This is a genomic window from Nocardioides segetis (assembly GCF_051390595.1).
Classification (GTDB): domain Bacteria; phylum Actinomycetota; class Actinomycetes; order Propionibacteriales; family Nocardioidaceae; genus Nocardioides.
Window position 1 is genome coordinate 72060 of record NZ_JBNINR010000004.1, and the last position, 22031, is coordinate 94090.

A 22031-nucleotide genomic window follows, 5' to 3' on the forward strand; every position below is an offset into this window, starting at 1 on the left:
CTCAGCTCACCCTCGCGCTGGCGGTGTAGCGGAGCTTGCCTCCGAAGCCGAAGGTGAACCCGGGGATCAGGGCGTCGTGCTCGACCACGACGGTGGCGAACATGCAGTCCGGGCCGCTCGCGACGGCGGGGTCGCACGGCCGTACGGCGAACTCGCACTCGTCGGAGCAGTCCTCGCCCTGCGAGTCCAGGGCCTGCTGCGCGGCGGTGAGGGCCGCGGACTCCTTCTCCGCGTTGCTCGTCGCCTGGGAGACCGCGCCGGCGCGCGCCGCCTCCGCGGCCGCCTGGCTGACGCTCTGCCGCACGCTGAGGATGTCGCCGTAGTTGATGATGCCGAAGACCAGTGCCGCCAGCACGGGCAGGATCAGGGCGAACTCGACGGCCGCCGCCCCGCGATCGCGAGACGACCTCGCTGGCACCCAACGCCTCATCGGCCGTCCTCCCCCGGACTCGCTCCCATGACGCCTCCGAGCGGCGTTGGGCCGAGAGTAGTGGGCTTCGACACGACCGGCAGCAGTTCCCGGATCATTGTGCCCGGACGGCCCGGCCGGGGTAGTCCGGTCGGAGTAGTCCGTGTTGACTACTCGCTCTCGCCGGCTCCGGCCTCGCTGGGCAGGACGATGTCCCGGCCGACATCGTCAATTCGGGCGGTGTGCATGGCGCCCGCACACCACTCCGGGCGTCGACGGTAGGCCGAATCTCACCCCTACCGCCGAGTAGTCGACGCTCGGGGGTCCTCCGCAGCACGAATGTGCCGACAATCGACTCGGGAGTCCAGGCTCATTCTCGGGCCGGCAGGGGAGGCGAGATGGATCGGCGACGGTGCGCGCGCGGCGGGCACGGACCGGACCCCGAGCGCGGGGCGGCCGCGGTCGAGTTCGCGCTCGTGGGCACGCTGCTCGTCGTCCTCGTCTTCGGCATCCTCCAGTACGGCCTCTACTTCAACGACTCACTCAACGCCCGCCAGGGCGTCCGGGAGACCGCGCGCATGGCCGTCGTCGGCAAGACCCCCTCCGCGTGCCGTACGACGACCGACTGGTCCACGATCGCCTGCACCGCCGAGACCCTGCTCGGGACGACGCCGGCGGACACCTACGTCAACGTCTCCGCGCCGGACGGCTGGTCCCGGGGGAACGCGCTGCGGGTGTGCGTCCTCGTCCGCTCGCGCAGCGACTTCGGCATGCTGCCGCTCCCCAACGACGGCTACGTCCGGGCGAGCCTGCGGATGTCGATCGAGGAGGACACCACGAAGCCGAGCGGGACCGGCACGGCGGACGCGGCCCCCGGCGGACAGAGCTGGTCATGGTGCGACTGAGAGCGACCGGCGACGACCGGGGCGCCGTCGCCGTCCTCACGGCGCTCATGGCCGTCGTGCTGCTGGTGGCGGCGTCCTTCGTGATCGACCTGGGTCTCGCCCGCGACGTGCGTGGCCAGGCGCAGAACGCGGCCGACGCCTCCGCCCTCGCCGCCGCCAACGTGCTCTACGGCGAGGACGGCGAGCCGGACCTCACGGCCGCGGTGAGTGCCGCGACGACGTACGCGGCCAGGAACTTCGGCGTCGATGCGGCCGCGTGGGCGAGCTGCACCGACCCCACGCCCCTCCCGGTGTCCTCCTCGTCGCCGTGCGTGTCCTTCGACGACGCCGAACGGCCGACGCGGGTCCGGGTCCGGGTGCCGAGCCGGCGGGTGCCGACGGCGTTCGCCGGCCTGGCCGGCGTCGACGAGATCACCATCGCCGCGTCGGCCACCGCCGAGCTCGACCCCGGCGTCGTCTTCCGGTGCTCGCTGTGCGTCCTCGGCGACGGGCCGCACACGCTCGGCAACGGCGACGCGACCGTGACCGCCAGCAGCGTGCACTTCAACGGCAGCGTCTCGACCGGGCCGAACGGGCATGTCGAGGCCATCGGTCACCAGATCACCGTCGAGGACAGCGCCACAGGCAACTACGAGCCCCGGGCGGAGACCGTCTCAGTACCGATGGGCGACCCGCTCGAGGACTTCGTCCTCCCGCCGCCGTCCGGCGAGCCGCGGACCGACCCGTGCACCGAGGGCCCCGGCGTCTACGGCTCCCGATCCTTCGGGAACAAGGAGACCTGCGTCCTCGAGCCCGGCCTCTACGTCCTGACCGGCGTGTGGGCCATGGGGAACAACACGGTCTTCCGCGGCTCCGGCGTCACGCTGTACGCCGTCTGCGGGACGCCGAGCTCACCGCGCGCCTGCGCGCCGACCGGTGAGCTCGGCGGCCAGTTCAACGCCAGCAACGGCGACGAGCTCACGCTGACCGCGGGCGCGGCGGGATTCCACGACCTGGCGATCGTCTACGACCGCAACAACACCCGATCGATCCACGTCCAGGGCAACGGCGAGACCAATATCGCGGGGAGCATCTACGCACTCAGCTCGATGCTCTACGCCAACGGCAACTCCGGCAACGGCGTCACCAGCGGCTCGATCATCGTCGACAGCCTCTACATGAACGGCGAGAGGTCGCACCTCAAGGTCACCAACGGACTCGACCGCGAGTGGCGCCGGCCGCCCGAGGGCCTGCACCTGAGCGAGTGACGGCCCGCCCGGATCCGCGGACCGGCGTCAGGACTTGGGCAGCTCCAGGTCGGAGGTCGCGAGCTCCTCGACGTTGACGTCCTTGAAGGTGAGCACCTTGACGTTCTTCGCGAAGCGCGCCGGACGGTACATGTCCCAGACCCAGGCGTCGGTGATCGTGACCTCGAAGAAGACGTCGCCGCCCTCGGAGCGGGCCTTCACGTCGACGGTGTTGCACAGGTAGAACCGGCGGTCGGTCTCGACGACGTACTTGAAGATGCCGACGACGTCGCGGTACTCCCGGTAGAGGTTCAGCTCCTGCTCGGTCTCGTACTTCTCGAGGTCCTCGGCACTCACGTGGCCGACTCTAGCCCTCTCCCCCAGGCAGCGGTTCGAGACCGGCCGCGCGACGTACGTTGACGAACCGCATCCGGTGGACCGGGGACGGCCCGTGCTCCTCCAGCGCCGCCGAGTGGGTCGCCGTGATGTAGCCCTTGTGCGTCTTGAAGTCGTACGCCGGCCACTGCTCGTCGAGCTCGCGCATCAGCCGGTCGCGGGTCACCTTCGCCAGCACCGAGGCCGCGGCGACACACGCCGCGACCCGGTCGCCCTTCCAGACCGCCAACCCGGGAACGCCGAGGCCGTCGACCGGGAAGCCGTCCGTCAGGACGTAGGACGGCGGCAGCGAGAGCTTCGCGACGGCCCGGCGCAGAGCCTCGACGTTGGCGACGTGCATGCCGAGCCGGTCGCACTCGTCATGCGGGATCACCACGACCGACCACGCGAGCGCGCGCTTCACGATCTGGTCGTAGCAGCGCTCGCGCGCCGCCGCCGTCAGGAGCTTGGAGTCGGCCAGGCCCGGGACGATCCCGGCCTTGCCGGCCGGCAGGACGGCCGCGCCCGCCACGAGCGGGCCCGCACAGGCGCCGCGGCCGGCCTCGTCGACGCCCGCGATCGGCTCGAAACCGTGCCGGCGCAACGCCCGCTCGTAGCCGTAGATGCCCGCGTCGCGGCGCACCGTCGCTCCTCTGGGCAGCGTGGACATGCCCCCTCCCCCTCCCCTCCGACTACGTCCCGGGGACGGCGTCGGCCTCTTCCGCCTTCTGCCGCAGCTCGGCCGACGGCTCGTCCGGCACGCCGTCGAACACCTCGGGCCGGCTGATCCAGCGCCACCGGTCGCGGGGCCAGATCAGGGTGAATACCTTGCCGACGACCAGGTCGGCGTCGACCCACGGGCTCTGGGTGCAGGGGTCCTCCTCCGCCCCGCACAGGTGCGCCCTCGAGTCGGCGGAATGGCCGCGGTTGTCGCCGAGGACGAGCAGCTTGCCCTTCGGGATGGGACCGATCGTCCAGCTGCAGGGACGCGCGATCGCCGTGTCCTCCTCGCTGACCCAGTCGCTGATCTCGGCGTTGCACTTGCCGGGGTCGGGCCCGAGATAGTCGGACTCGTCGATCGCCTTGCCGTTGACCTTGATCCGGCCCTGCTCGTCGCAGCACTCCACGACGTCGCCCTCGGTGCCGATGACGCGCTTCACCAGGTGGCCCCCGGTGGGATAGAGCCCGACCTTGGACAGCAGGCTGGCGAATCCGGTCGGCCCCTGGCTGTCGGCAGGCCCCAGCCATTCACCGGGATCCTTGAAGACGACGACGTCGCCGCGGTGCGGCGACCGGCCGAACCAGTAGGAGACCTTCTGGACCAGGATCCGGTCGTTCTTGACCAGGCCCGGCTCCATCGACTCCGACGGGATGTAGAAGGCCTGCATGAAGACCGCCTTGATGACGATCGCCAGGCCCAGCGCCACCGCGAGCAGCAGGATGCTCTCCTGCCACACGGGCAGGTGCTTGCGCTTGGGCGAAGCGGACCGGGAGGCCGCCCGATCGGTCGCCTCGGGGTCGGGGACCTCGGCGGCGGAGTCCGGTGCGGTGTCGTCGGTCGTCACGAGGTACGAGTCTAGGAGTGCCTCCCAGCACGGACGCACGAAGGCCCGACCAGGACGGTCGGGCCTTCGTGGGAAGCGGTGCGCGCGGGCTCAGGCCTCGCGGCGCTCCTTGATCTTGGCGGCCTTGCCGCGCAGGTTGCGCAGGTAGTAGAGCTTCGCCCGGCGGACGTCGCCGCGGGTCACGACCTCGATCGACTCGAAGATCGGCGAGTGGAGCGGGAAGGTCCGCTCGACACCGACGCCGAAGGAGACCTTGCGGACGGTGAAGGTGCGGCCGACGCCGGAGCCGTGGACGCGGATCACGACGCCCTGGAACACCTGGACGCGCGAGCGGCTGCCCTCGATGACCTTGACGTGGACCTTGACGGTGTCGCCGGCGCGGAAGTCCGGGACGTCGTCGCGCTTGGCGGCGTTGCCCAGGTCGGTGACCAGGGCGGGGCTCGGGTTGCTCATGGTTCTCCTCGCGAGTGCACACAGGTCAGCCGCGGTCGTGGTGGTGTGGTGTGAGAGGTGTGCGGTCGGCGGTTCCCCTGTGGCAGAAGCGTCCGCGCACCGACCAAGGATCCTCCCACACGCGGCCGCGCTCCACGAAATCTGCCGGCAACGGCCGGCTGCGAGGATACGTGCATGGACTGGGCCGCACACACCCACGAGGCCCGGCCCTGGCACCAGCGCACACCCCGCGGCCCTCGGCAGGACCGTCGCCTGCGGGAGATCGAGGTGGCACTGCCGCCGTACGTCCGTGAGCTCGACCTGCCCCTGGACCGCGCGCTCGGCGCGATGGCCAGCGCCTGCGCCGGAGACCTGAGCCATCTCGACCTCGTGCACGGCCGGACCCTGCGCGCCCTCAACCACCTCCAGCTGCGCACCGAGGCGGTCGACTCCTCGAAGATCGAGGACGTCGACGCCAGCCTGGCCGACTACGGTCGCGCGCTGCTGGGGGTCGGGGCGAACGCCTCGGCGGTGTCGATGGCGTCGGCGACCGCCGCTCTCACCCGCATGATCGGCGATGCCGACACCAGCCGCGCGATCAGACCTGAGGCGATGCTGCGGGCCCACCACGACCTGTTTCGACGCGTCCCGTCGGAGGCGCACCGCGCCGGCCGGTTCCGTACGACGCAGAACTGGGTCGGCGGCAGCGACTGGTCCCCGCTCGGGGCGCTGCACGTGCCCCCGCCGCCGGAGACCCTGCGCGGCTACCTCGACGACCTGTTCGCCTACGCCGGGCGCGACGACGTGCCCCCGGTGGTCCAGGCCGCGATCGTGCACGCCCAGTTCGAGTCGATCCACCCGTTCGTCGACGGGAACGGCCGGATCGGGCGGGCCCTGATCCACGCGGTGCTGCGGCGCCGACGGGCGACCCGCCACCTCACCGTGCCGATCGCGTCGGCCCTGGTGGCGCACCGCGAGCGCTACTTCGCGGCGCTCGTCGACTATCGCGCCGGCACCGCCCGCACGATCGTCGCGATGCTGGCCTCCGCCGTGCGGATCGCGACCGCCGAGTCCTGGGTGACCGCGACCCGGCTTCACGAGATCCGTGCGGCCTGGGGGTCCGCGGTGGGCGGGTCGCGGCCAGGCACCGCCCTGCACCGCACGCTCGACCTGCTGACCGAGGAGCCGATCGTCAACGCGGCGCTGGTGGCCGGTCGGATCCGGCTCCCGGAGCCGGAGGCGGCCGCCGCGATCGACACGCTGACGGCGGCCGGCGTGCTGCGCCGTGCGCCGCGCTCGCGCCGGGCTCCGGTGTGGCTGGCCGGCGCGGTGCTGGACGAGGTGGCCGACCTGAGCACCCGGATCCAGGAGTCGTCCCGCCAGCTCCGGGAGGCATAGCGGCAGCAGGCCCGCTCCGGACGATCCGGGACGGGCCTGCTGCGTCGTACGACGGCGACGCTCAGTCGAGCGCGTAGCCCTCGCCGTGGAGCACGAGGTCGATGCCGGCGATCTCGTCCTCCTCCTTGGCGCGGAACCCGATCGTCTTCTCGATCGCCGTGGCGAACACGAAGGTGACGACGAAGGAGAAGGCGATGACGGTGAGCGAGGACAGCAGCTGGGCCAAGAAGAGCTTGACCTCGCCGCCGAACACCAGGCTGCCGCCGGTGAGCGCCTCGGCGCCGAAGACACCGACCCACAGGCACCCGATGAAGCCGGCGACCAGGTGGATGCCCACGACGTCGAGGGTGTCGTCGAAGCCGAGCTTGAACTTCAGGTCGACGGCGAAGGCGCAGACGGCACCCGACACCAGGCCGAGGATCATCGCCCACACCGGCGTCACGAAGGCACAGGCCGGGGTGATGGCGACCAGGCCCGTGACGATGCCGGAGGCGGCGCCGACCGCGGTGGCCTTGCCGTCCTTGAGCGCCTCCACGGCGATCCAGCCGAGCAGCGCGGCGGCCGGGGCGACCAGGGTGTTGAAGAAGATGAGCGAGGTCTGGCCCTCGTCCGCACCGAACACCCCCGTGTTGAAGCCGTACCACCCGAACCACAGGATCGCGGCGCCGATGAGCACCAGCGGGACGTTGTGGGCGACGGTCTCCTCCTTGGAGAAGCCGAGCTTGCGCTTGCCGAGGACGAGCGCGAGAGCGAGGGCCGCCGCACCGGCCGACTGGTGGATGACCGTTCCGCCGGCCCAGTCCAGCGCTCCCTGACCGAGGCCCCAGACGTCGTTGGCGAGCCAGCCGTAGAACGTGCCCTCCTCGTCGATGCCCCAGATCCAGCGGAAGGTCGGGAAGACCACGAAGGTGGTGAACAGCGCGGCGAAGAGCATCCACGGCCAGAACCGGGCCCGGTCGGCGACCGCGCCGGAGACCAGGGCGACGGTGATGATGCAGAACGCCACGAGGAAGGCGTGGCCGCCGAAGGCGTTGGCCGCGTCACCGCCACCGACACCCGACATCAGGTCCGACATGCCGAAGTCCTGGAACGGGTTGCCGAAGAGCTTGCTGCCGCCGTCCGTGCCGTTGCCGGCGATCCCCGTGCCGCCGATCAGCACGTAGAGCAGCGTGACGACGGCGATCGAGCCGAAGCTCAGCATCATCATGGACACGACCGACTTCTGCTTGACCAGACCGCCGTAGAAGAACGCCAGACCGGGCGTCATGAACAGGACGAACGCAGCACAGATGAGCTGCCACGCGAGTACGTCGGACATAAGCGAACCTCTGCTCTACTCGGGAACCATGGCACGAGGCAGCAGCCCTGCTGCCCCGCGTCCGATCGAGAGCATCGCCGGAGGGCGTTTCGCCGGAGTCCGCAAGACGTTTCAGGCGGGTTACAGGTCTCCCCGTCGTGTGTCGGTCCCGTGACGCGCGGCGTTCTTGGTCAGCACGACCGCGCCGGGCGGCGCGGGCAGGTCGCGACGCAGCCGGAACCCCGCCTTCTTGTACATCCGCTGGTTGCGGACGCTCGCCGCACCGGTGAACAGCACGTACGACGCCACCTCGGCCGGCGCGACCGCCTGGATGTGCTCGAGGAGGATGCGCCCGAGCCCGCTGCCCTGCAGGTCGGGGGCCACCATGATCCGCCCGATGTCCCACACGTCCCCGTGCTCGCCGCGCTCGACCCGTCCGCGGACCGCCGCGACCAGGCGGCCGGCCCGGCGGACGACATAGGTGTCCCACTCCCCCAGCCACGCCCGCACGTCCTCGAGGGACTCGTGCAGGGCGGGGATGTCCAGCATGTCGTTCGCGAGCGCCTCCTGGACCCAACAGGCCCGCTGCAGCGTCAACAGCTCGCCCGCGTCGCCGGGTGTGGCACGGACGATCGGGGTGCCGTCGTCCAGTACCGACGGCGTCAGCAGGTCGGGGCGACGCTGCGCCGTCCGGCGTACGGCCTGCTCGCGGCGCCAGCTCGCGACCTTCGCGTGGTCGCCCGAGCGGAGCACGGCCGGGACCTCGTGACCGCGCCACACCGGCGGCTTGGTGTAGACGGGGTACTCCAGCAGTCCGCTCTCGGCGTGCGACTCCTCGACCAGGGAGGCGGCGTTGCCCATGAAGCCGGGCAGCAGCCGCACGACGGCCTCGGTGATGGCGAGCGCGGCCACCTCCCCGCCGTTGAGGACGTAGTCGCCGAGGCTCACCTCGCGGACCTCGGCCACCGTGCGCGCGTGGTCGATCACCCGCTGGTCGATGCCCTCGTAGCGACCGCAGGCGAAGACGAGGTGCTCGCGCGTGGCGAGCTCCTCGGCCAGCCGCTGGTCGAACGGCTCGCCGGACGGGGTGGTGAAGACGACCGTGGTGCGCTGCCCGGTGGTCGTGGGCGGCACGACCAGCGCGTCGAGCGCGTCGCCCCAGGGCTCGGGCTTCATCACCATGCCGGCGCCGCCGCCGTAGGGCGTGTCGTCGACGGTGTGGTGCCGGTCGTGGGTCCAGCCGCGCAGGTCGTGGACGCCGACCTCGAGCAGGCCCTTCTCGGCGGCCTTGCCGGGCAGCGAGAGCGTGAGCGGCGCGAAGAAGTCGGGGAAGATCGAGACGTAGTCGAGTCTCACTCGGCGTCCTCGGCGTCGTCCGGGAAGGGAGTGACCAGGCCTGGCCGGTCGGCGATGACCAGGCGTCCGCCGGGCAGGTCGACCTCGGGCACGAGCGCGGACACGAACGGCACCAGCGCCTCGCGGCGGTCGAGGGTCCGCACGCGCAGCAGGTCCTGCGCGCCGTGGACCAGGCCGACGACCTCGCCGAGGTGGGTGCCGTCGACGTCGTACGCCGCGAGGCCGACCAGCTGGTGGTCGTAGAACTCCTCGGGGTCCTCGGGCGTCTCGTCGGCGGGGACGACGGCCCGCAGCACCACGCCGCGCGCGGACTCGGCCGCCGTGCGATCGGGCAGCTCGGCGAAGCTGGCCAGCAGCACGCCCTGGTGCCAGCGGGTGCGGCTCACGGTCAGCGTGGGGGTGGTGAACGCCGAGCCCCGCGGCGCCTCGGCCCGGAGGACCGCGCCGGCGACGTAGCGGCGCTCGGGCTCGTCGGTGCGGACGTCGACGGTCACCTCACCACGGATGCCGTGCGGCTTGCCGATGCGGCCGACGACGACCTCGATGCTCTCCACGCGCCCATTGTCCCGGAAATGCGAGCAGCCCCGCACATCGGTGCGGGGCTGCTCAGGCAGGCAGCGCGGCGGGAGGCAGCTTGCTGCCCTGCGGTGCCGGAGACGCGCTCGGCCCAGAGGGGCTAGCGGCGGTCGGTGTCGACGAAGTCGATCCGGGTGCCGCTGTTGCCGGCGAGCGCCGAGATGACCGTGCGGAAGGCGGTCGCCGTGCGACCGCTCCGGCCGATCACCTTGCCGAGGTCGTCGGGGTGCACCCGGACCTCGAGCACGGAGCCGCGACGCAGCTGCTTGTCGCGCACGACCACGTCGTCGGGGTGGTCGACCACTCCGCGGACGAGGTGCTCCAGCGCGTCGGCCAGCATCGGCTCAGGCCTCGGCGTTCTCGTCGGCCGGGGTCTCGGCGGGAGCCTCGGCGGGGGCCTCCTCGGCAGCGGCCTCGGCCGGCGCCTCCTCAGCCTTCTCCTCGGCCTTGTCGGCCTTCTTGTCGGCCTTCTTCTTCGCGGTGGTCGCCGAAGCCTTGGGCTCGTTGGCGGCCTCCTTGAGGGCCTCGTTGAAGATCTCGAGCTTGTCGCGCTTGGGCTCCTTGACCTTGAGGGTGCCCTCGGCGCCGTCGATGCCCTTGAACTTCTGCCAGTCGCCGGTGACCTTGAGGATGGCCTCGACGGCCTCGGACGGCTGCGCGCCGACGCCGAGCCAGTACTGCGCCCGGTCGGAGACGACGTCGATGTACGACGGGTCCTCCTTGGGGTGGTACTTGCCGATCTCCTCGATCACCGCGCCGTCGCGCTTCTTGCGCGAGTCGACGATGACGATGCGGTACTGCGGGACCCGGACCTTGCCCAGGCGCTTCAGACGAATCTTGACGGCCACGTTTGTGGTGTCTCCTTGAGAACTGGTGGTGGGTGAGCCAGGGATCGCCAGGTGGGGAACACCGGCGCCCGGACTCGGACGGGTTCTGCTACCACCGGTTGAGAGGGACCGGAAGTCGCAGAACTCAGTCGGACAGTCTGCCACGCCGGGGCGGCCGGGCCGAAATCAGACCGCCACCCGACCGCCCCGAGGTCCCCGGCGGCGCTGGAGGCCCCCGACCCGGGCGCGCCGGCTCAGGCGACGACCTTCCCGCGCAGCACCACGCGCGACGGCTCGGCGAGCACCGTCAGGTCCTCGACCGGGTTGCGGGGATAGACGACGAAGTCGGCCGGGTCGCCCTCGTCGAGACCGGGGTTCCAGCCGAGCCAGGCCCGGCCCCGCCAGGACGCGGCGCCGAGCACGTACTCGCTGGGGAGGCCCATCGCGGCCATCGCCAGGATCTCCTCGTGGAGGACGCCGTGGCGCGCCGAGCCGCCGCCGTCGCTGCCGACGTAGAGCGCCACGCCGGCGTCGTACGCGCTCATGAGCACCTCGCGACGGGTGGCGTGGAGCGACTCCATGGTCGCGCTGTACGCCGGGAACTTGTCGCGCGCGGCGGAGACGAACTCCGGGAACTTGCTGGTCTGCAGCACCGTGGGGACCAGCGCGACGCCGCCGGCCACCATCTGCTCGAGGTGCGCCGCCGTCAGGCCGGTGCCGTGCTCGATGCAGTCGATGCCGGCGTCGAGCAGCGGGGCGAGCGAGTCGGCGCCGAAGCAGTGCGCGGTGACCTTCGCCCCCTCGGCGTGCGCGACCCCGATCGCGGCGGCCACGGCATCGGCGGGGAAGGACGGCGCGAGATCGCCGTCCTCGCGGGAGATCCAGTCGCCGACGAGCTTCACCCAGCCGTCACCGGTGCGGGCCTGTTCGGCGACGACGTCGGCCAGCCCGTCGGGCTCCACCTCGTGGGCGTAGTTGCGGAGGTAGCGCTTGGTCCGCGCCACGTGCCGACCGCAGCGGATCAGCCGAGGCAGGTCCTCGCGGTCCTGGACCCATCGCGTGTCGGCCGGGGAGCCGCAGTCGCGGGTGAGGAGGACGCCGTTGTCGCGGTCGGCGATCGCCGTGCGCTCGATCTCCGCGTCGTCGACGGCACCGCCGTCCTCGAGGCCGAGATGGTTGTGGGCGTCGACCAGGCCGGGGACGATCCAGCCCTCGCCGGCGCTCTCGGCGCCCGCCGGCCGCTCGTAGGTGATCCGGCCGTCGACGACGTACACCTCCCGCGTCTCGCCGTCGGGCAGGACCGGACCGGAGAACCTCAACGCGCTCACGCGGCGACGCTATCAACGCCGCCCGGAGCGCGGGTGCCCCCCAATGAGGTCAGAGCCGCGACAGCAGCCAGGTCGGCGACAGCGTGGTCGCACCGACGCCGTGGACCCGGGCGTCGAGGGCCCGGTCGGCGGTCACCACGACGACCCGCCCCCCGCGCTCGGCGGCGCGCTCGGCGGCCTTGCGTGCCTCGGCGACGATCGCGGAGTCACCGTCCTTCGGAGCGTGCACCGTGCGGACGTGCGCGTCCCGACCGGCGCGTACGCCGCCCTTGGCCTGCCCTTCGAGCACCAGGACGACCACGTCGAACTCGATGTCGGCGACGAGGAGCTGCTCGTGCAGTCGCGCCGCCGCGCCGGCCCGGTCCTTCCACCAACCGTCGGGCCGGGCGCCGACGACATTGGCCCCGTCGACGATGAGAGTCGAACTCATCTCACCCCCTGGGATCGGCCCACCCTCGTTTGGGCAAAGACTGCACGCCTGGCCCCGGAAATTCCGCCGTTTGGTCCCAAACCGCAACAGCGGCAAGTCCAGTTGACTACTTGAGGAACTTCGAGAAGTCCTTCGGCAACTGCAGGTTCTCCGCCGCCGCCTCGTAGTCGATGTCCTGACCGATCCCGAACGGGTTCGGCTTGGCCTCGGCGGCCTTCGCCTTGGCCGCCTTCGCCTCCTGGGCGGCCTTGGCCGGGTTGCCGGAGCGGCGGGCGCCCTTGCCCTTGGCCTGCTTCGCCTTCTGCTTGGCGCTGACCCGCTTGCCACCGCCGGGACCGCCCATGCCGGGCATCCCCGGCATGCCGGGCATCCCGGGCATGCCGCCCCCGCGGGCCATCTGCATCATCATCTTGCGCGCCTCGAAGAAGCGGTCGACGAGTTGGTTGACGTCGGAGACGGTGCGCCCGGATCCCTTCGCGATGCGCGCTCGGCGGGAGCCGTCGATGATCTTGGGGTTGGCCCGCTCGGCGGGGGTCATCGAGCGGATGACCGCCTCGACCCGGTCGATCTCGCGGTCGTCGAAGTTCTCGAGCTGCTCACGGATCTGCCCCATGCCGGGCAGCATCCCGAGGATCTTCTGCATCGAGCCGAGCTTCTTCAGCTGCTGCATCTGCGACAGGAAGTCGTCGAGTGTGAAGTCGCCGCCGGTGAGCTTCTCCGCCGCCTTGAGCGCCTCCTCCTGGTCGAAGGCCTTCTCGGCCTGCTCGATCAGGGTGAGCACGTCGCCCATGTCCAGGATGCGCGAGGCCATCCGGTCGGGGTGGAAGACGTCGAAGTCGGTCATCTTCTCGCCCGAGGACGCGAACATGACCGGCTTGCCGGTGACCTGCCGGATCGACAGCGCGGCGCCACCCCGGGCGTCGCCGTCGAGCTTGGTGAGGACGACGCCGTCGTAGCCGACGCCGTCGAGGAACGCCTGCGCCGTGACGAGCGCGTCCTGACCGATCATCGCGTCGACGACGAAGAGGACCTCGTCGGGCTGGACGGCGTCGCGGATCCCGGCGGCCTGCGCCATCATCTCGGCGTCCACGCCGAGGCGGCCCGCGGTGTCGACGATCACCACGTCGTGCAGCTTGCGCTTGGCCTCCTCGATCGAGGCCTTCGCGACCGAGACCGGGTCGCCGACGCCGTTGCCCGGCTCCGGGGCGTAGACCGGGACGCCGACCTTCTCCCCGTTGACCTGGAGCTGCTGCACGGCGTTGGGGCGCTGGAGGTCGCAGGCCACCAGCAGCGGGGTCTTGCCCTGCTCCTTGAGCCACAGGGCGAGCTTGGCCGCCAGCGTGGTCTTTCCGGCGCCCTGGAGGCCGGCGAGCATGATGACGGTCGGGCCGGACTTGGCGTAGCGCAGTCGCCGCGTCTCGCCGCCGAGGATCTCGATCAGCTCGTCGTTGACGATCTTCACGACCTGCTGGGCGGGGTTCAGTGCCTGACTGACCTCCTCGCCGCGGGCGCGCTCCTTGATCGCGGCGACGAACTCCTTGACGACCGGCAGGGCGACATCGGCCTCGAGCAGGGCGATCCGGATCTCGCGGGCGGTCGCGTCGATGTCGGCCTCGGAGAGCCGTCCCTTGCCGCGCAGGTTCTTGAAGGTCGCGGCGAGGCGGTCGGAAAGTGTGGCGAACAAGAGCGTTGCGTCCTCGTCGGAGTCGTCGGTAGAAAGTGGAGGGTCTCGAACACCGATCGTAGCCGTCAGTGCTCCGATGCCCGACGTCTGCGGCGGAGGTCCGAGGGTACTGCGCGGGTGCCGGGCACGCCGCGCGGAGGTCGGGTGTGCCATCGGGGGCACCCCGCGGGGGCAAGGAGGTTCCGCCATGGCGACCACGACACCCGTACGACGACCGGACGGCCCACGCCGCCGGCCGACGCCGGCCGGCATCGCGCTCTGGGGCGGCATCGCCATCCTCGGCGCGGTCTGCTGGACGGTGCTCGCGCTCTCCCGCGGAGAGGAGGTCTCCGCGCTCTGGATCCTGTTCGCGGCGCTGGCGTCGTACGCGATCGCGTACCGGTTCTACGCCCGGTTCATCGCCGACCGGGTGCTGGAGGTCGACGACTCCCGCGCCACTCCGGCCGAGCGGCTCGAGAACGGTCAGGACTTCGACGTCACCGACCGCCGGGTGCTCTTCGGGCACCACTTCGCGGCGATCGCGGGCGCCGGTCCCCTGGTCGGACCGGTGCTGGCGGCTCAGATGGGCTACCTGCCGGGCACGATCTGGATCATCGTGGGCGTCATCCTGGCCGGGGCGGTGCAGGACATGATGGTGCTCTTCTTCTCGATGCGCCGCGACGGCAAGAGTCTGGGCCAGATGGTGCGCGAGGAGATCGGCACCGTCGGGGGCATCGCCGCGCTGATCGCGGTCTTCGCGATCATGATCATCATCCTGGCCGTCCTCGCGCTGGTGGTCGTCAACGCGCTCGCCGAGTCGCCGTGGGGCGTGTTCTCCATCGGACTCACCATCCCGATCGCGCTGTTCATGGGCTTCTACCTGCGCTACCTGCGGCCGGGCCGGGTCTCGGAGACCACCGCGATCGGTGTCGCGCTGCTGCTCCTGGCGATCGTGCTCGGCGGCTGGATCGACGACACCGGCCTGGGCGACACCCTGACCCTCTCCCACGAGACGCTGACGATCTGCCTGATCGTCTACGGCTTCGTCGCCTCGGTGCTGCCGGTCTGGATGCTGCTGACGCCGCGCGACTACCTGTCGACGTTCATGAAGATCGGCGTGATCGTCCTGCTCGCCGTCGGTCTGCTGCTCGCCCGGCCGGCGCTCGCCAACGAGGACGTCACCAGCTTCGCCCTGGACGGCGACGGGCCGGTCTTCGCCGGCGAGCTGTTCCCGTTTGTGTTCATCACCATCGCCTGCGGGGCCCTGTCCGGCTTCCACGCGCTCATCTCCTCGGGCACGACGCCGAAGATGATCGCGAAGGAGAGCCACGTCCGGATGATCGGCTACGGCGGCATGCTGATGGAGTCCTTCGTCGCCATCAGCGCCCTCATCGCCGCCTGCGTGATCGACCAGGGCCTCTACTTCGCGATGAACAGCCCCGCGGGCGCGACTGGCGGCACGGCGGCCAGCGCGGCGGAGTTCGTCGGCACCCTCGGCTTCACCCTCTCCCCCGACACGCTCACGCAGGCGGCCGCGGCGGTGCAGGAGCCGACCCTCGTCTCGCGCACCGGCGGTGCGCCGACACTCGCCGTCGGCATCTCGCAGATCTTCACCGACGCCTTCGGCGGCGGGCTCGCGGCGTTCTGGTACCACTTCGCGATCATGTTCGAGGCGCTGTTCATCCTCACCGCCGTCGACGCCGGCACTCGGGTTGGCCGCTTCATGCTGCAGGACACCATCGGCAACCTCTGGCCGCGGTACGCCGACACCTCCTGGCGCCCGGCCGCCTGGTCGGCCAGCGCGCTGGTCGTCGCGGCCTGGGGCTACATGCTCTACGTCGGCGTGACCGACCCGCTGGGCGGCATCAACCAGCTGTTCCCGCTGTTCGGCATCTCCAACCAGCTGCTCGCGGCGATCGCGCTGTGCGTGTGCGTGACGCTGATGCTCAAGCACGGCAAGGCGCGGTGGGTCTGGGTTCCGCTCGTCCCGCTGGTGTGGGACCTGATCACCACCATGACGGCGAGCTGGCAGAAGGTGTTCTCCGACAATCCCGCCATCGGCTACTTCGCGCAGGCCGACCGCTATCGCGACGCGCGCGACGCCGGCGAGATCCTCGCGCCGGCCAAGGACGCCGGCCAGATGGACCAGGTCATCACGAACTCCACGACCAACGGCGTCCTGCAGCTGACCTTCGCGGTCCTCGTCATCGTCGTGGTCGCCAACGCGATGGTCGTCTGGGTCCGCGCCCTGCGGGCCGGCGGGCTGCCGACCACCGAGGTCCCGGCGGTGCCCTCGCAGATCGTCGCTCCCGCCGACTTCTTCGCGACGGCGGAGGAGAAGGCGGCGGTCCGGGCCTGGGAGGAGTCGCGGCTGACCGGGAGCGGGAGAGCGCGATGAGCCTCCTGGCCCCCCTGGCCCGGGCGTGGCGCGGACTGCGCTGGTACGTCCGCGAGGCGACGGGCGAGGCGCGCTGGGACGAGTACGTCGCGCGCTGCGCCCGGGACGACACCGAGCCGCTCCCCCGCCGGGTCTGGGAGCGGCACCGGGCCGAGCGCAAGGAGCACGATCCACGAGCGCGGTGTTGCTGACCGGCCTACGCTGGCCCCATGACCACGGTGGCGGTGTTCGGCGGCGCGGGCCTCGCGCTGCTCGTGCTCGTGGTGCTGGCCGGCAACCGCACCCTGCGCCGGGGCGGGCCCACCGGCACCGGCATGGCCGACGGGATGGGCAACTTCATCGACGTCTTCGACCCCGCGCGGGCCCGTGCCGACCGTGACCTGAGGTCCCACGACGACCAGGGGGTGGTCACCCCCAACCCGGACGACGACGACCGCCCGGTCCGCGTCGACCTCGGCAAGGGCGTGGTGCGGGTCAGGAGGACGTCGTGAGCGTGCGGCGTACGGCATGCGCGGCCTCGGCCGCCCGCGTCTCCGAGAGCGCCCCGGCCGCCGCCTCCTGCACGTAGAACACGTCCACCGCCTGCGGCCCGAGGGTCGAGATGTGCGCCGAGCGCACCGTCATGTCCAGCGCGGCGAGCGCCGCACTCACCCGGTGCACGACTCCGAGCCGGTCGGCCGCGCGCACCTCGATCACCGTGGCGTGGTCGCTCGCCTCGGGCCGTACGACGACCGCGGGCTCCAGCTCGCCCGGCGTGTGCCGCGGGGCGAGCCGGGCAGCCGCGTCGACCCGCCGCGACGTGATCGCGTCCAGCTGGTCGCGCAGCGCGCCCGCGTCGAGGCGGTCGTCGCCGACGTCCCAGACCGAGACGGCCCACTCGCCCTGGGACCACATCCGGGCCGCCCGTACGGTGACCCGGCGCAGCGCGAACACGGCCGCGACGTCGGCCAGGAGACCGACCCGGTCGAGAGCGATCACCGTGACCCGGGAGCCGTCGGCGACCGGCTCGACGACGATGGACACCCCACCGTCGACGGCGTCGGCCGGGACCGGGACCTCGTCGACGCGGAGGGCGGGCGGCACGCTGCCCCGCTGGAGCGCGGCTCGCGCCCGCCGCGACAGGTCGAGCACCAGGCCGGCGCGCCAGGAGGACCACGCCTTGGGCGAGGCCGCCTTGGCATCGGCCTCGGACAGCGCCGTGAGCAGCACCAGCGCGTCGACGCTGTCGACGTGCTCGACGAGGGCGTCGATCGTGGCGGGGTCGTCCGGGTCGCGCGTCGTGGCCATGTCGGCGAGGAGCAGGTGCCAGCGCACCAGCTGCCCGATCAGCGCGACCTCACGCCGGTCGAACCCCATCCGGGTCGCGATCGCGCGAGCGATCGGCGCGCCGGCGACGCTGTGCTCGGTGAGCTCGCCCTTGCCGATGTCGTGCAGCAGCGCGGCGACGACGAGCACGTCCGGCCGCGACACGTCCCGGATCAGGCCGGACGCCTCGATGCAGGTCTCCACGACGTGTCGGTCGACCGTGTAGCGGTGGATGGGCGAGGCGTGCGGGAGCAGCCGGATCCGCTCCCACTCCGGGAGGATCCGCGCGAGCGCGCCGGTCTCCTCCAGCGTCTCCCACACGGGCAGGAGGCCCGGGCCCGCGGCGAGCAGGCGGACGAGCTGGTGACGGGCCTCGTCCGGCCACGGCTCGGGGAGGGCGGCCCCGTCGCGCACCAGGCGGGCCGCCGTGGGCGGCGCGAGGACCACGTCGCGGGCCGCGGCCTCGGCCGCGGCCCGGAGGAGGAGCGCGGGGTCCTGGTCGGGTCGGGCACCCCGGTCGAGGACGATCTCGCCCCGGGACAAGGCGATGCCCGGTGCGACCCGCTGCAGCTCGGGCCGGCGAGGCCGGGCCGCGGGCGTGCGGCGCAGGGCGTCGTCGGTCCGGCGCCACGCCAGTCGCGACAGGTGGGTGACCCGGCGCCCGAGCTCACGCACGTACCGCTGCGCCGCCGCCTCGTCCGGCTGTCCGAGCCCGTCGGCGAGCGAGGCCCAGTGCTCGGGTGCGATCCGGTCGCTGGCGCGGCCGGCCGCGGCGTGCAGCAGGTCGCGGACGTCGAGCAGCTGCTGGCGGCAGCGCTCCAGGTCGGCCGCCGGCACGTCGACCAGCCAGGTGGCGGTCAGGCTCTTGAGCACGGTCGCGTCGCGCAGCCCGCCCTCGGCCTCCTTCACGTCCGGCAGCGAGAGATGGGCCAGCTCCCCCACGCGCCGGTGGCGGCCGCGGACCAGCTCACCCAGCTCCGGCAGCCGCTCCCGGGCGTGGCGCCGCCACTGCGTCAGCGCCGTCGTGCGCAGGCGCAGCGCGACGCTGTGGTCACCCGCGACGTGGCGGACGTCGAGCAGCCCCGAGGCCACCCGCACGTCGCCCTCCGCCGCGCTCAGCATCTCCGGCAGGGTCCGCGCGGCGTGGTCGAGCTTCGCTCCCGAGTCCCACAGCGGGTACCAGATCTGCTCGGCCAGCGCGGTCCAGCACTCCTCGTCGACGCCCTCGTCAGCCACGAGGACGACGTCGAGGTCGGAGTACGGCGCCAGCTCGCACCGCCCGTAGCCACCGACCGCCACCAGCGCCACCCCGGAGTCGGGACCGGCCGCGGCGCCGTACGCGCCGAGACAGAGCGTGTCGGCGGCCTCGGTCCGGGCGGCCCGCTCAGCGGCGGTCATGCCCGCCCGGGCCTGTGCTGCGGGGCTGGTCTGCTCGCCGCGCACTCACCGAATACGTCGTCATCTGACCGATCTGGGAACGGACTCGGCAGGTGCGCGGTCGACACTCAGAGCGCGGCCGCGTCCGTGTCGCCGGTCCGCACGCGGACCACCGCCTCGACCGGGCTCACCCACACCTTGCCGTCGCCGATCCGGCCGGTGTGCGCCGTCTTGGTGATGATGCCGACGATGTCGGCGGCGTCGGCGTCGTCGACGACGATCTCGATCCGGATCTTGGGCACCAGGGCGATGTCGTACTCCGCGCCGCGGTAGACCTCGGTGTGGCCCTTCTGCCGGCCGTAGCCGCTGACCTCGCTCACCGTCATGCCGGTGACGCCGAAGGCCTCGAGCGCCTCCCGGACGTCCTCCCACTTGTGCGGCTTGATGACCGCGGTGACCAGCTTCATGCGCTTACCTCCGAGGGAGTGGACGTGCTCAGGAGCGAGGTACGCCGAGCGGCGCCGCCGCCGGTGGACAGATCGTAGGCCGCCTCGCCGTGCTCCACGAAGTCGATTCCCTCGACCTCGTCCTCCTCCTGGATCCGCAGTCCGATCGCCGCCTTGACGACCAGGGCGACGACCAGGGTCGCGATGCCGGACCAGATCATCGCGAACACCGCGACCGCGATCTGGACGACCAGCTGCCGGGCGCCACCACCGGTGAGCAGGCCCCCCTCGTTCGAGGCGAGGAAGCCGACGCCGACGGTGCCGACGAGGCCGCCGACCAGGTGGACACCGACGACGTCGAGGGAGTCGTCGTAGCCGAAGCGGTACTTCAGGCCGACCGCGAGGGCGCACACGCCGCCGGCGACGAGACCCAGCACGATCGCGCTCCAGGGCACCAGGTTGCCGCACGCCGGGGTGACGGCGACCAGGCCCGCCACGACACCGGACGCGGCACCGAGGGAGGTCGCGTGACCGTCGCGGAGCTTCTCCACGAGCAGCCAGCCCATCATCGCCGCGCAGGTCGCGAGCGTGGTGTTGAGCCAGACCAGCCCGGTCTCGGTGGTGTAGGCGTCGAGGTTGACGATCGAGCCGACGTTGAACCCGAACCAGCCGAACCACAGCAGACCGGCGCCGATCATGGTCAGGGTGAGGTTGTGCGGCTTCATCGGCTCCTTGCCGAAGCCGAGCCGCCTGCCGAGCAGCAGCGCGAGGACCAGGCCCGCGACACCGGCGTTGATGTGGACGACCGTGCCGCCGGCGTAGTCGATCGGCGCCACCTCGGCGCCGCCGTCGCCGGAGAAGAGCAGGTCGGCCAGACCGTTCTCCACCCCGCTGAGGAACCCGCCGCCCCACACCATGTGCGCGAGGGGGAAGTAGGACAGCGTCACCCAGATCGGCAGGAACACCAGCCACGCCGAGAACTTCATCCGGTCGGCCACCGCGCCGCTGATCAGCGCGGCGGTGATCACCGCGAAGGTCAGCTGGAAGGCGACGAAGACGTAGTTGGCGGGGTCGGTGCTCTCGAGCCCGAACTGCGTGAACGGGTTGGAGAAGAGCTTGCCGATCTCCTTGCCCGTCGCACCGTCGGCCGTGGCGAACGTCGTGCTGTACGACATCGACCAGCCCCACAGGGCGTACACGATGCCCACCACGCCCAGGGCGCTGAAGGACATCATCATCATGTTGAGCACCGACTTGGTCCGGCTCATGCCGCCGTAGAAGAGCGCCAGGCCAGGGGCGGTCATCAACAAGACGAGCGAGGCCGACACCAGCATCCAGGTGTAGTAGCCGTTCTCCATGCCCGCACTGTCCGACGCCGACGTTACGTCGCGGGCGCCGACGTGTTTCGGGCCGGTAACGGGCGCCGCACGGCGGTTACGGTCCGGTGACGGCCGCGGCGTGCCGGGCGTGGGCGTCGGCCCCACCCACCGGGTCCCCGACGCGCCCGGGACCCGGGCGCGTCGGCAGCGAGGGGATCAGCCGAGGAGCGCGTCGACGAACGCGGCGGCGTCGAACGGCGCCAGGTCGTCGGGACCCTCGCCCAGACCGACCAGCTTGACGGGTACGCCGAGCTGGCGCTGCACCGCGATCACGATGCCGCCCTTGGCGGAGCCGTCGAGCTTGGTGAGCACGATGCCGGTCACGTCGACGACCTCGGAGAAGACCTTGGCCTGGATCAGGCCGTTCTGGCCGGTGGTGGCGTCGAGGACGAGCAGCACCTCGGTGACCGGCGCCTGCTTCTCGATGACCCGCTTGACCTTGCCGAGCTCGTCCATCAGACCCTGCTTGTTCTGCAGCCGGCCGGCCGTGTCGACGACGACGGTGTCGACGCCGCGGTCGACGCCCTGCTTGACCGCGTCGAACGCCACGCTCGCGGGGTCGCCGCCCTCGGGGCCGCGCACGACCTCGACGCCGACCCGCTCCCCCCAGGTCGCGAGCTGCTCGGTCGCGGCGGCCCGGAAGGTGTCGGCCGCCGCGAGCAGCGTGGTCCGCTCGTCGGCGACCAGGATCCGGGCCAGCTTGCCGACCGTCGTGGTCTTGCCGGTGCCGTTGACGCCGACCACGAGGACCACGCCCGGCGCGTCGCCCGCGCCGCTCACCTCGAGCGCGCGGTCCATGGTCGGGTCGACGAGGTTGATCAGCTCCTCGCGGAGCACGGCGCGGACGTCGGGGGCCTGGCCGCCCTCGACGCGCAGCCGGGTGCGCAGCCGCTCGACGAGCTCCTGGGTGGGCGCGACGCCGATGTCGGCGGCGAGGAGCAGGTCCTCGATCGCCTCCCAGGTGTCCTCGTCGAGCTTCTCGCGGCTGAGCAGCCCGAGCAGGCCGCGGCCCAGCGCGTTGGAGCCGGCGAGTCGCTGCCGGAGCCGGACCAGGCGCGAGGCCGGCTTCTCCGGGGTCTCGAGGGTCGGCGCGGCCGGCTCGGCCGGTGCCTCGACGACGGGCGCCTCCGCCGGCGCGCCGGCGGGTGCCTCGGTGGGTGCCTCGACCGGGGGCGCCTGCGGCGCGGCCGGCGGCGCGATGACGTCGGTGGTCGCGTCCGGTGTGCGCGAGCCGCGCCGGACCCGGGTCCCGACGAGGCCGACGATCGCGAGCACGCCGACGACGGCGATCCCGATGACGAGGTAGAGCCACTCCTGCATGCGCTCATCCCATCACGCC

At 71.9% G+C, this 22031-nt stretch carries 23 protein-coding genes; 6 read left to right on the plus strand and 17 right to left on the minus strand.

Translation table 11 applies throughout. The features are described from left to right. Nucleotide 1: 1 nt before the first annotated feature. Nucleotides 2-418 carry a TadE/TadG family type IV pilus assembly protein gene (locus ACPZVR_RS08775; protein WP_436699198.1) on the minus strand — a complete coding sequence of 139 codons (417 nt, stop codon included), beginning with the start codon at nucleotides 416-418 and terminating at the stop codon, nucleotides 2-4. A 389-nt stretch (nucleotides 419-807) separates the two neighbouring features. Between ACPZVR_RS08775 and ACPZVR_RS08780 the strand changes: the two genes are divergently transcribed. Both ACPZVR_RS08780 and ACPZVR_RS08785 read left to right on the plus strand, forming a co-directional pair. Continuing rightward, on the plus strand, nucleotides 808-1314 hold the full coding sequence (locus tag ACPZVR_RS08780) for a TadE/TadG family type IV pilus assembly protein (RefSeq protein WP_436699199.1): 507 nt from the start codon (nucleotides 808-810) through the stop codon (nucleotides 1312-1314). Next, entirely contained in the window at nucleotides 1302-2561 is a 1260-nt protein-coding gene (locus ACPZVR_RS08785; protein ID WP_436699200.1) for a TadE/TadG family type IV pilus assembly protein, read from the plus strand. Before ACPZVR_RS08780 ends, ACPZVR_RS08785 begins: the two co-directional genes overlap by 13 nt. A 27-nt stretch (nucleotides 2562-2588) precedes the next feature. On the opposite strand, the gene ACPZVR_RS08790 is transcribed toward ACPZVR_RS08785, so the two are convergent. From ACPZVR_RS08790 to rplS, 4 genes are all read right to left on the minus strand, one after another. Beyond that, entirely contained in the window at nucleotides 2589-2897 is a 309-nt protein-coding gene (locus tag ACPZVR_RS08790) for a DUF2469 domain-containing protein (RefSeq protein WP_282403929.1), read from the minus strand. A gap of 10 nt (nucleotides 2898-2907) precedes the next feature. After that, nucleotides 2908-3585 (minus strand): ribonuclease HII, encoded by a 678-nt coding sequence (locus tag ACPZVR_RS08795; protein ID WP_436699201.1) that lies wholly within the window; start codon nucleotides 3583-3585, stop codon nucleotides 2908-2910. Nucleotides 3586-3607: 22 nt separating this feature from the next. Further along, nucleotides 3608-4480: a signal peptidase I gene (gene lepB / locus ACPZVR_RS08800; RefSeq protein WP_436699202.1), complete on the minus strand. Its 873-nt coding sequence runs from the start codon at nucleotides 4478-4480 to the stop codon at nucleotides 3608-3610. 90 nt (nucleotides 4481-4570) lie between these two features. Beyond that, a complete protein-coding gene (gene rplS, locus ACPZVR_RS08805; RefSeq protein ID WP_282403926.1) occupies nucleotides 4571-4933 on the minus strand; it encodes a 50S ribosomal protein L19 in 363 nt (120 codons plus the stop codon). Between the two features lie 174 nt (nucleotides 4934-5107). On the opposite strand from rplS, the gene ACPZVR_RS08810 reads away from it, so the two are divergent. Further along, nucleotides 5108-6310 carry a Fic family protein gene (locus tag ACPZVR_RS08810; RefSeq protein ID WP_436699203.1) on the plus strand — a complete coding sequence of 401 codons (1203 nt, stop codon included), beginning with the start codon at nucleotides 5108-5110 and terminating at the stop codon, nucleotides 6308-6310. Nucleotides 6311-6371: 61 nt separating this feature from the next. On the opposite strand, the gene ACPZVR_RS08815 is transcribed toward ACPZVR_RS08810, so the two are convergent. The 8 genes from ACPZVR_RS08815 to ffh all read right to left on the minus strand — a co-directional run bounded on the left by ACPZVR_RS08815 (nucleotide 6372) and on the right by ffh (nucleotide 13808). Continuing rightward, on the minus strand, nucleotides 6372-7628 hold the full coding sequence (locus ACPZVR_RS08815) for an ammonium transporter (protein ID WP_436699204.1): 1257 nt from the start codon (nucleotides 7626-7628) through the stop codon (nucleotides 6372-6374). Between the two features lie 120 nt (nucleotides 7629-7748). Next, entirely contained in the window at nucleotides 7749-8963 is a 1215-nt protein-coding gene (gene trmD / locus ACPZVR_RS08820) for a tRNA (guanosine(37)-N1)-methyltransferase TrmD (RefSeq protein ID WP_436699205.1), read from the minus strand. After that, nucleotides 8960-9517: a ribosome maturation factor RimM gene (rimM, locus tag ACPZVR_RS08825; RefSeq protein WP_436699206.1), complete on the minus strand. Its 558-nt coding sequence runs from the start codon at nucleotides 9515-9517 to the stop codon at nucleotides 8960-8962. The genes trmD and rimM overlap by 4 nt, the downstream gene beginning before the upstream one ends. Nucleotides 9518-9639: 122 nt before the next feature. After that, a complete protein-coding gene (locus tag ACPZVR_RS08830) occupies nucleotides 9640-9879 on the minus strand; it encodes an RNA-binding protein (RefSeq protein ID WP_436699207.1) in 240 nt (79 codons plus the stop codon). Between the two features lie 4 nt (nucleotides 9880-9883). Beyond that, entirely contained in the window at nucleotides 9884-10387 is a 504-nt protein-coding gene (gene rpsP, locus ACPZVR_RS08835) for a 30S ribosomal protein S16 (RefSeq protein ID WP_436699208.1), read from the minus strand. A 233-nt stretch (nucleotides 10388-10620) separates the two neighbouring features. Beyond that, nucleotides 10621-11694 (minus strand): amidohydrolase family protein, encoded by a 1074-nt coding sequence (locus tag ACPZVR_RS08840; protein ID WP_436699209.1) that lies wholly within the window; start codon nucleotides 11692-11694, stop codon nucleotides 10621-10623. A 49-nt stretch (nucleotides 11695-11743) separates the two neighbouring features. Then, on the minus strand, nucleotides 11744-12124 hold the full coding sequence (locus tag ACPZVR_RS08845; protein WP_436699210.1) for a hypothetical protein: 381 nt from the start codon (nucleotides 12122-12124) through the stop codon (nucleotides 11744-11746). 106 nt (nucleotides 12125-12230) lie between these two features. Further along, nucleotides 12231-13808 (minus strand): signal recognition particle protein, encoded by a 1578-nt coding sequence (gene ffh, locus ACPZVR_RS08850; protein ID WP_436699211.1) that lies wholly within the window; start codon nucleotides 13806-13808, stop codon nucleotides 12231-12233. Nucleotides 13809-13995: 187 nt separating this feature from the next. Here ffh and ACPZVR_RS08855 point away from each other — a divergent pair, with 187 nt between their 5' ends. The 3 genes from ACPZVR_RS08855 to ACPZVR_RS08865 are packed head-to-tail and all read left to right on the plus strand — an operon-like array spanning nucleotide 13996 to nucleotide 16676. Continuing rightward, complete coding sequence (locus ACPZVR_RS08855) at nucleotides 13996-16185, plus strand: carbon starvation CstA family protein (protein ID WP_436699212.1); 2190 nt, start codon at nucleotides 13996-13998, stop codon at nucleotides 16183-16185. Continuing rightward, a complete protein-coding gene (locus ACPZVR_RS08860) occupies nucleotides 16182-16376 on the plus strand; it encodes a YbdD/YjiX family protein (protein ID WP_436699213.1) in 195 nt (64 codons plus the stop codon). Before ACPZVR_RS08855 ends, ACPZVR_RS08860 begins: the two co-directional genes overlap by 4 nt. 18 nt (nucleotides 16377-16394) lie before the next feature. Further along, entirely contained in the window at nucleotides 16395-16676 is a 282-nt protein-coding gene (locus tag ACPZVR_RS08865; protein ID WP_436699214.1) for a hypothetical protein, read from the plus strand. Here the strand turns inward: ACPZVR_RS08865 and ACPZVR_RS08870 are convergent. From ACPZVR_RS08870 to ftsY, 4 genes are all read right to left on the minus strand, one after another. Then, nucleotides 16660-18888, minus strand: coding sequence for a [protein-PII] uridylyltransferase (locus ACPZVR_RS08870; protein ID WP_436699215.1), 2229 nt, complete (start codon nucleotides 18886-18888; stop codon nucleotides 16660-16662). The two genes, ACPZVR_RS08865 and ACPZVR_RS08870, sit on opposite strands and share 17 nt — an antisense overlap. 107 nt (nucleotides 18889-18995) lie before the next feature. Continuing rightward, the gene (locus ACPZVR_RS08875) at nucleotides 18996-19334 is read right to left on the minus strand and encodes a P-II family nitrogen regulator (protein ID WP_436699216.1); all 339 of its coding nucleotides are present in this window, start codon (nucleotides 19332-19334) and stop codon (nucleotides 18996-18998) included. Continuing rightward, nucleotides 19331-20671, minus strand: a complete 1341-nt coding sequence (locus ACPZVR_RS08880; protein WP_436699217.1) for an ammonium transporter — start codon at nucleotides 20669-20671, stop codon at nucleotides 19331-19333. The genes ACPZVR_RS08875 and ACPZVR_RS08880 overlap by 4 nt, the downstream gene beginning before the upstream one ends. A gap of 177 nt (nucleotides 20672-20848) precedes the next feature. After that, nucleotides 20849-22012 carry a signal recognition particle-docking protein FtsY gene (gene ftsY / locus ACPZVR_RS08885; protein ID WP_436699218.1) on the minus strand — a complete coding sequence of 388 codons (1164 nt, stop codon included), beginning with the start codon at nucleotides 22010-22012 and terminating at the stop codon, nucleotides 20849-20851. Nucleotides 22013-22031: the final 19 nt, after the last annotated feature.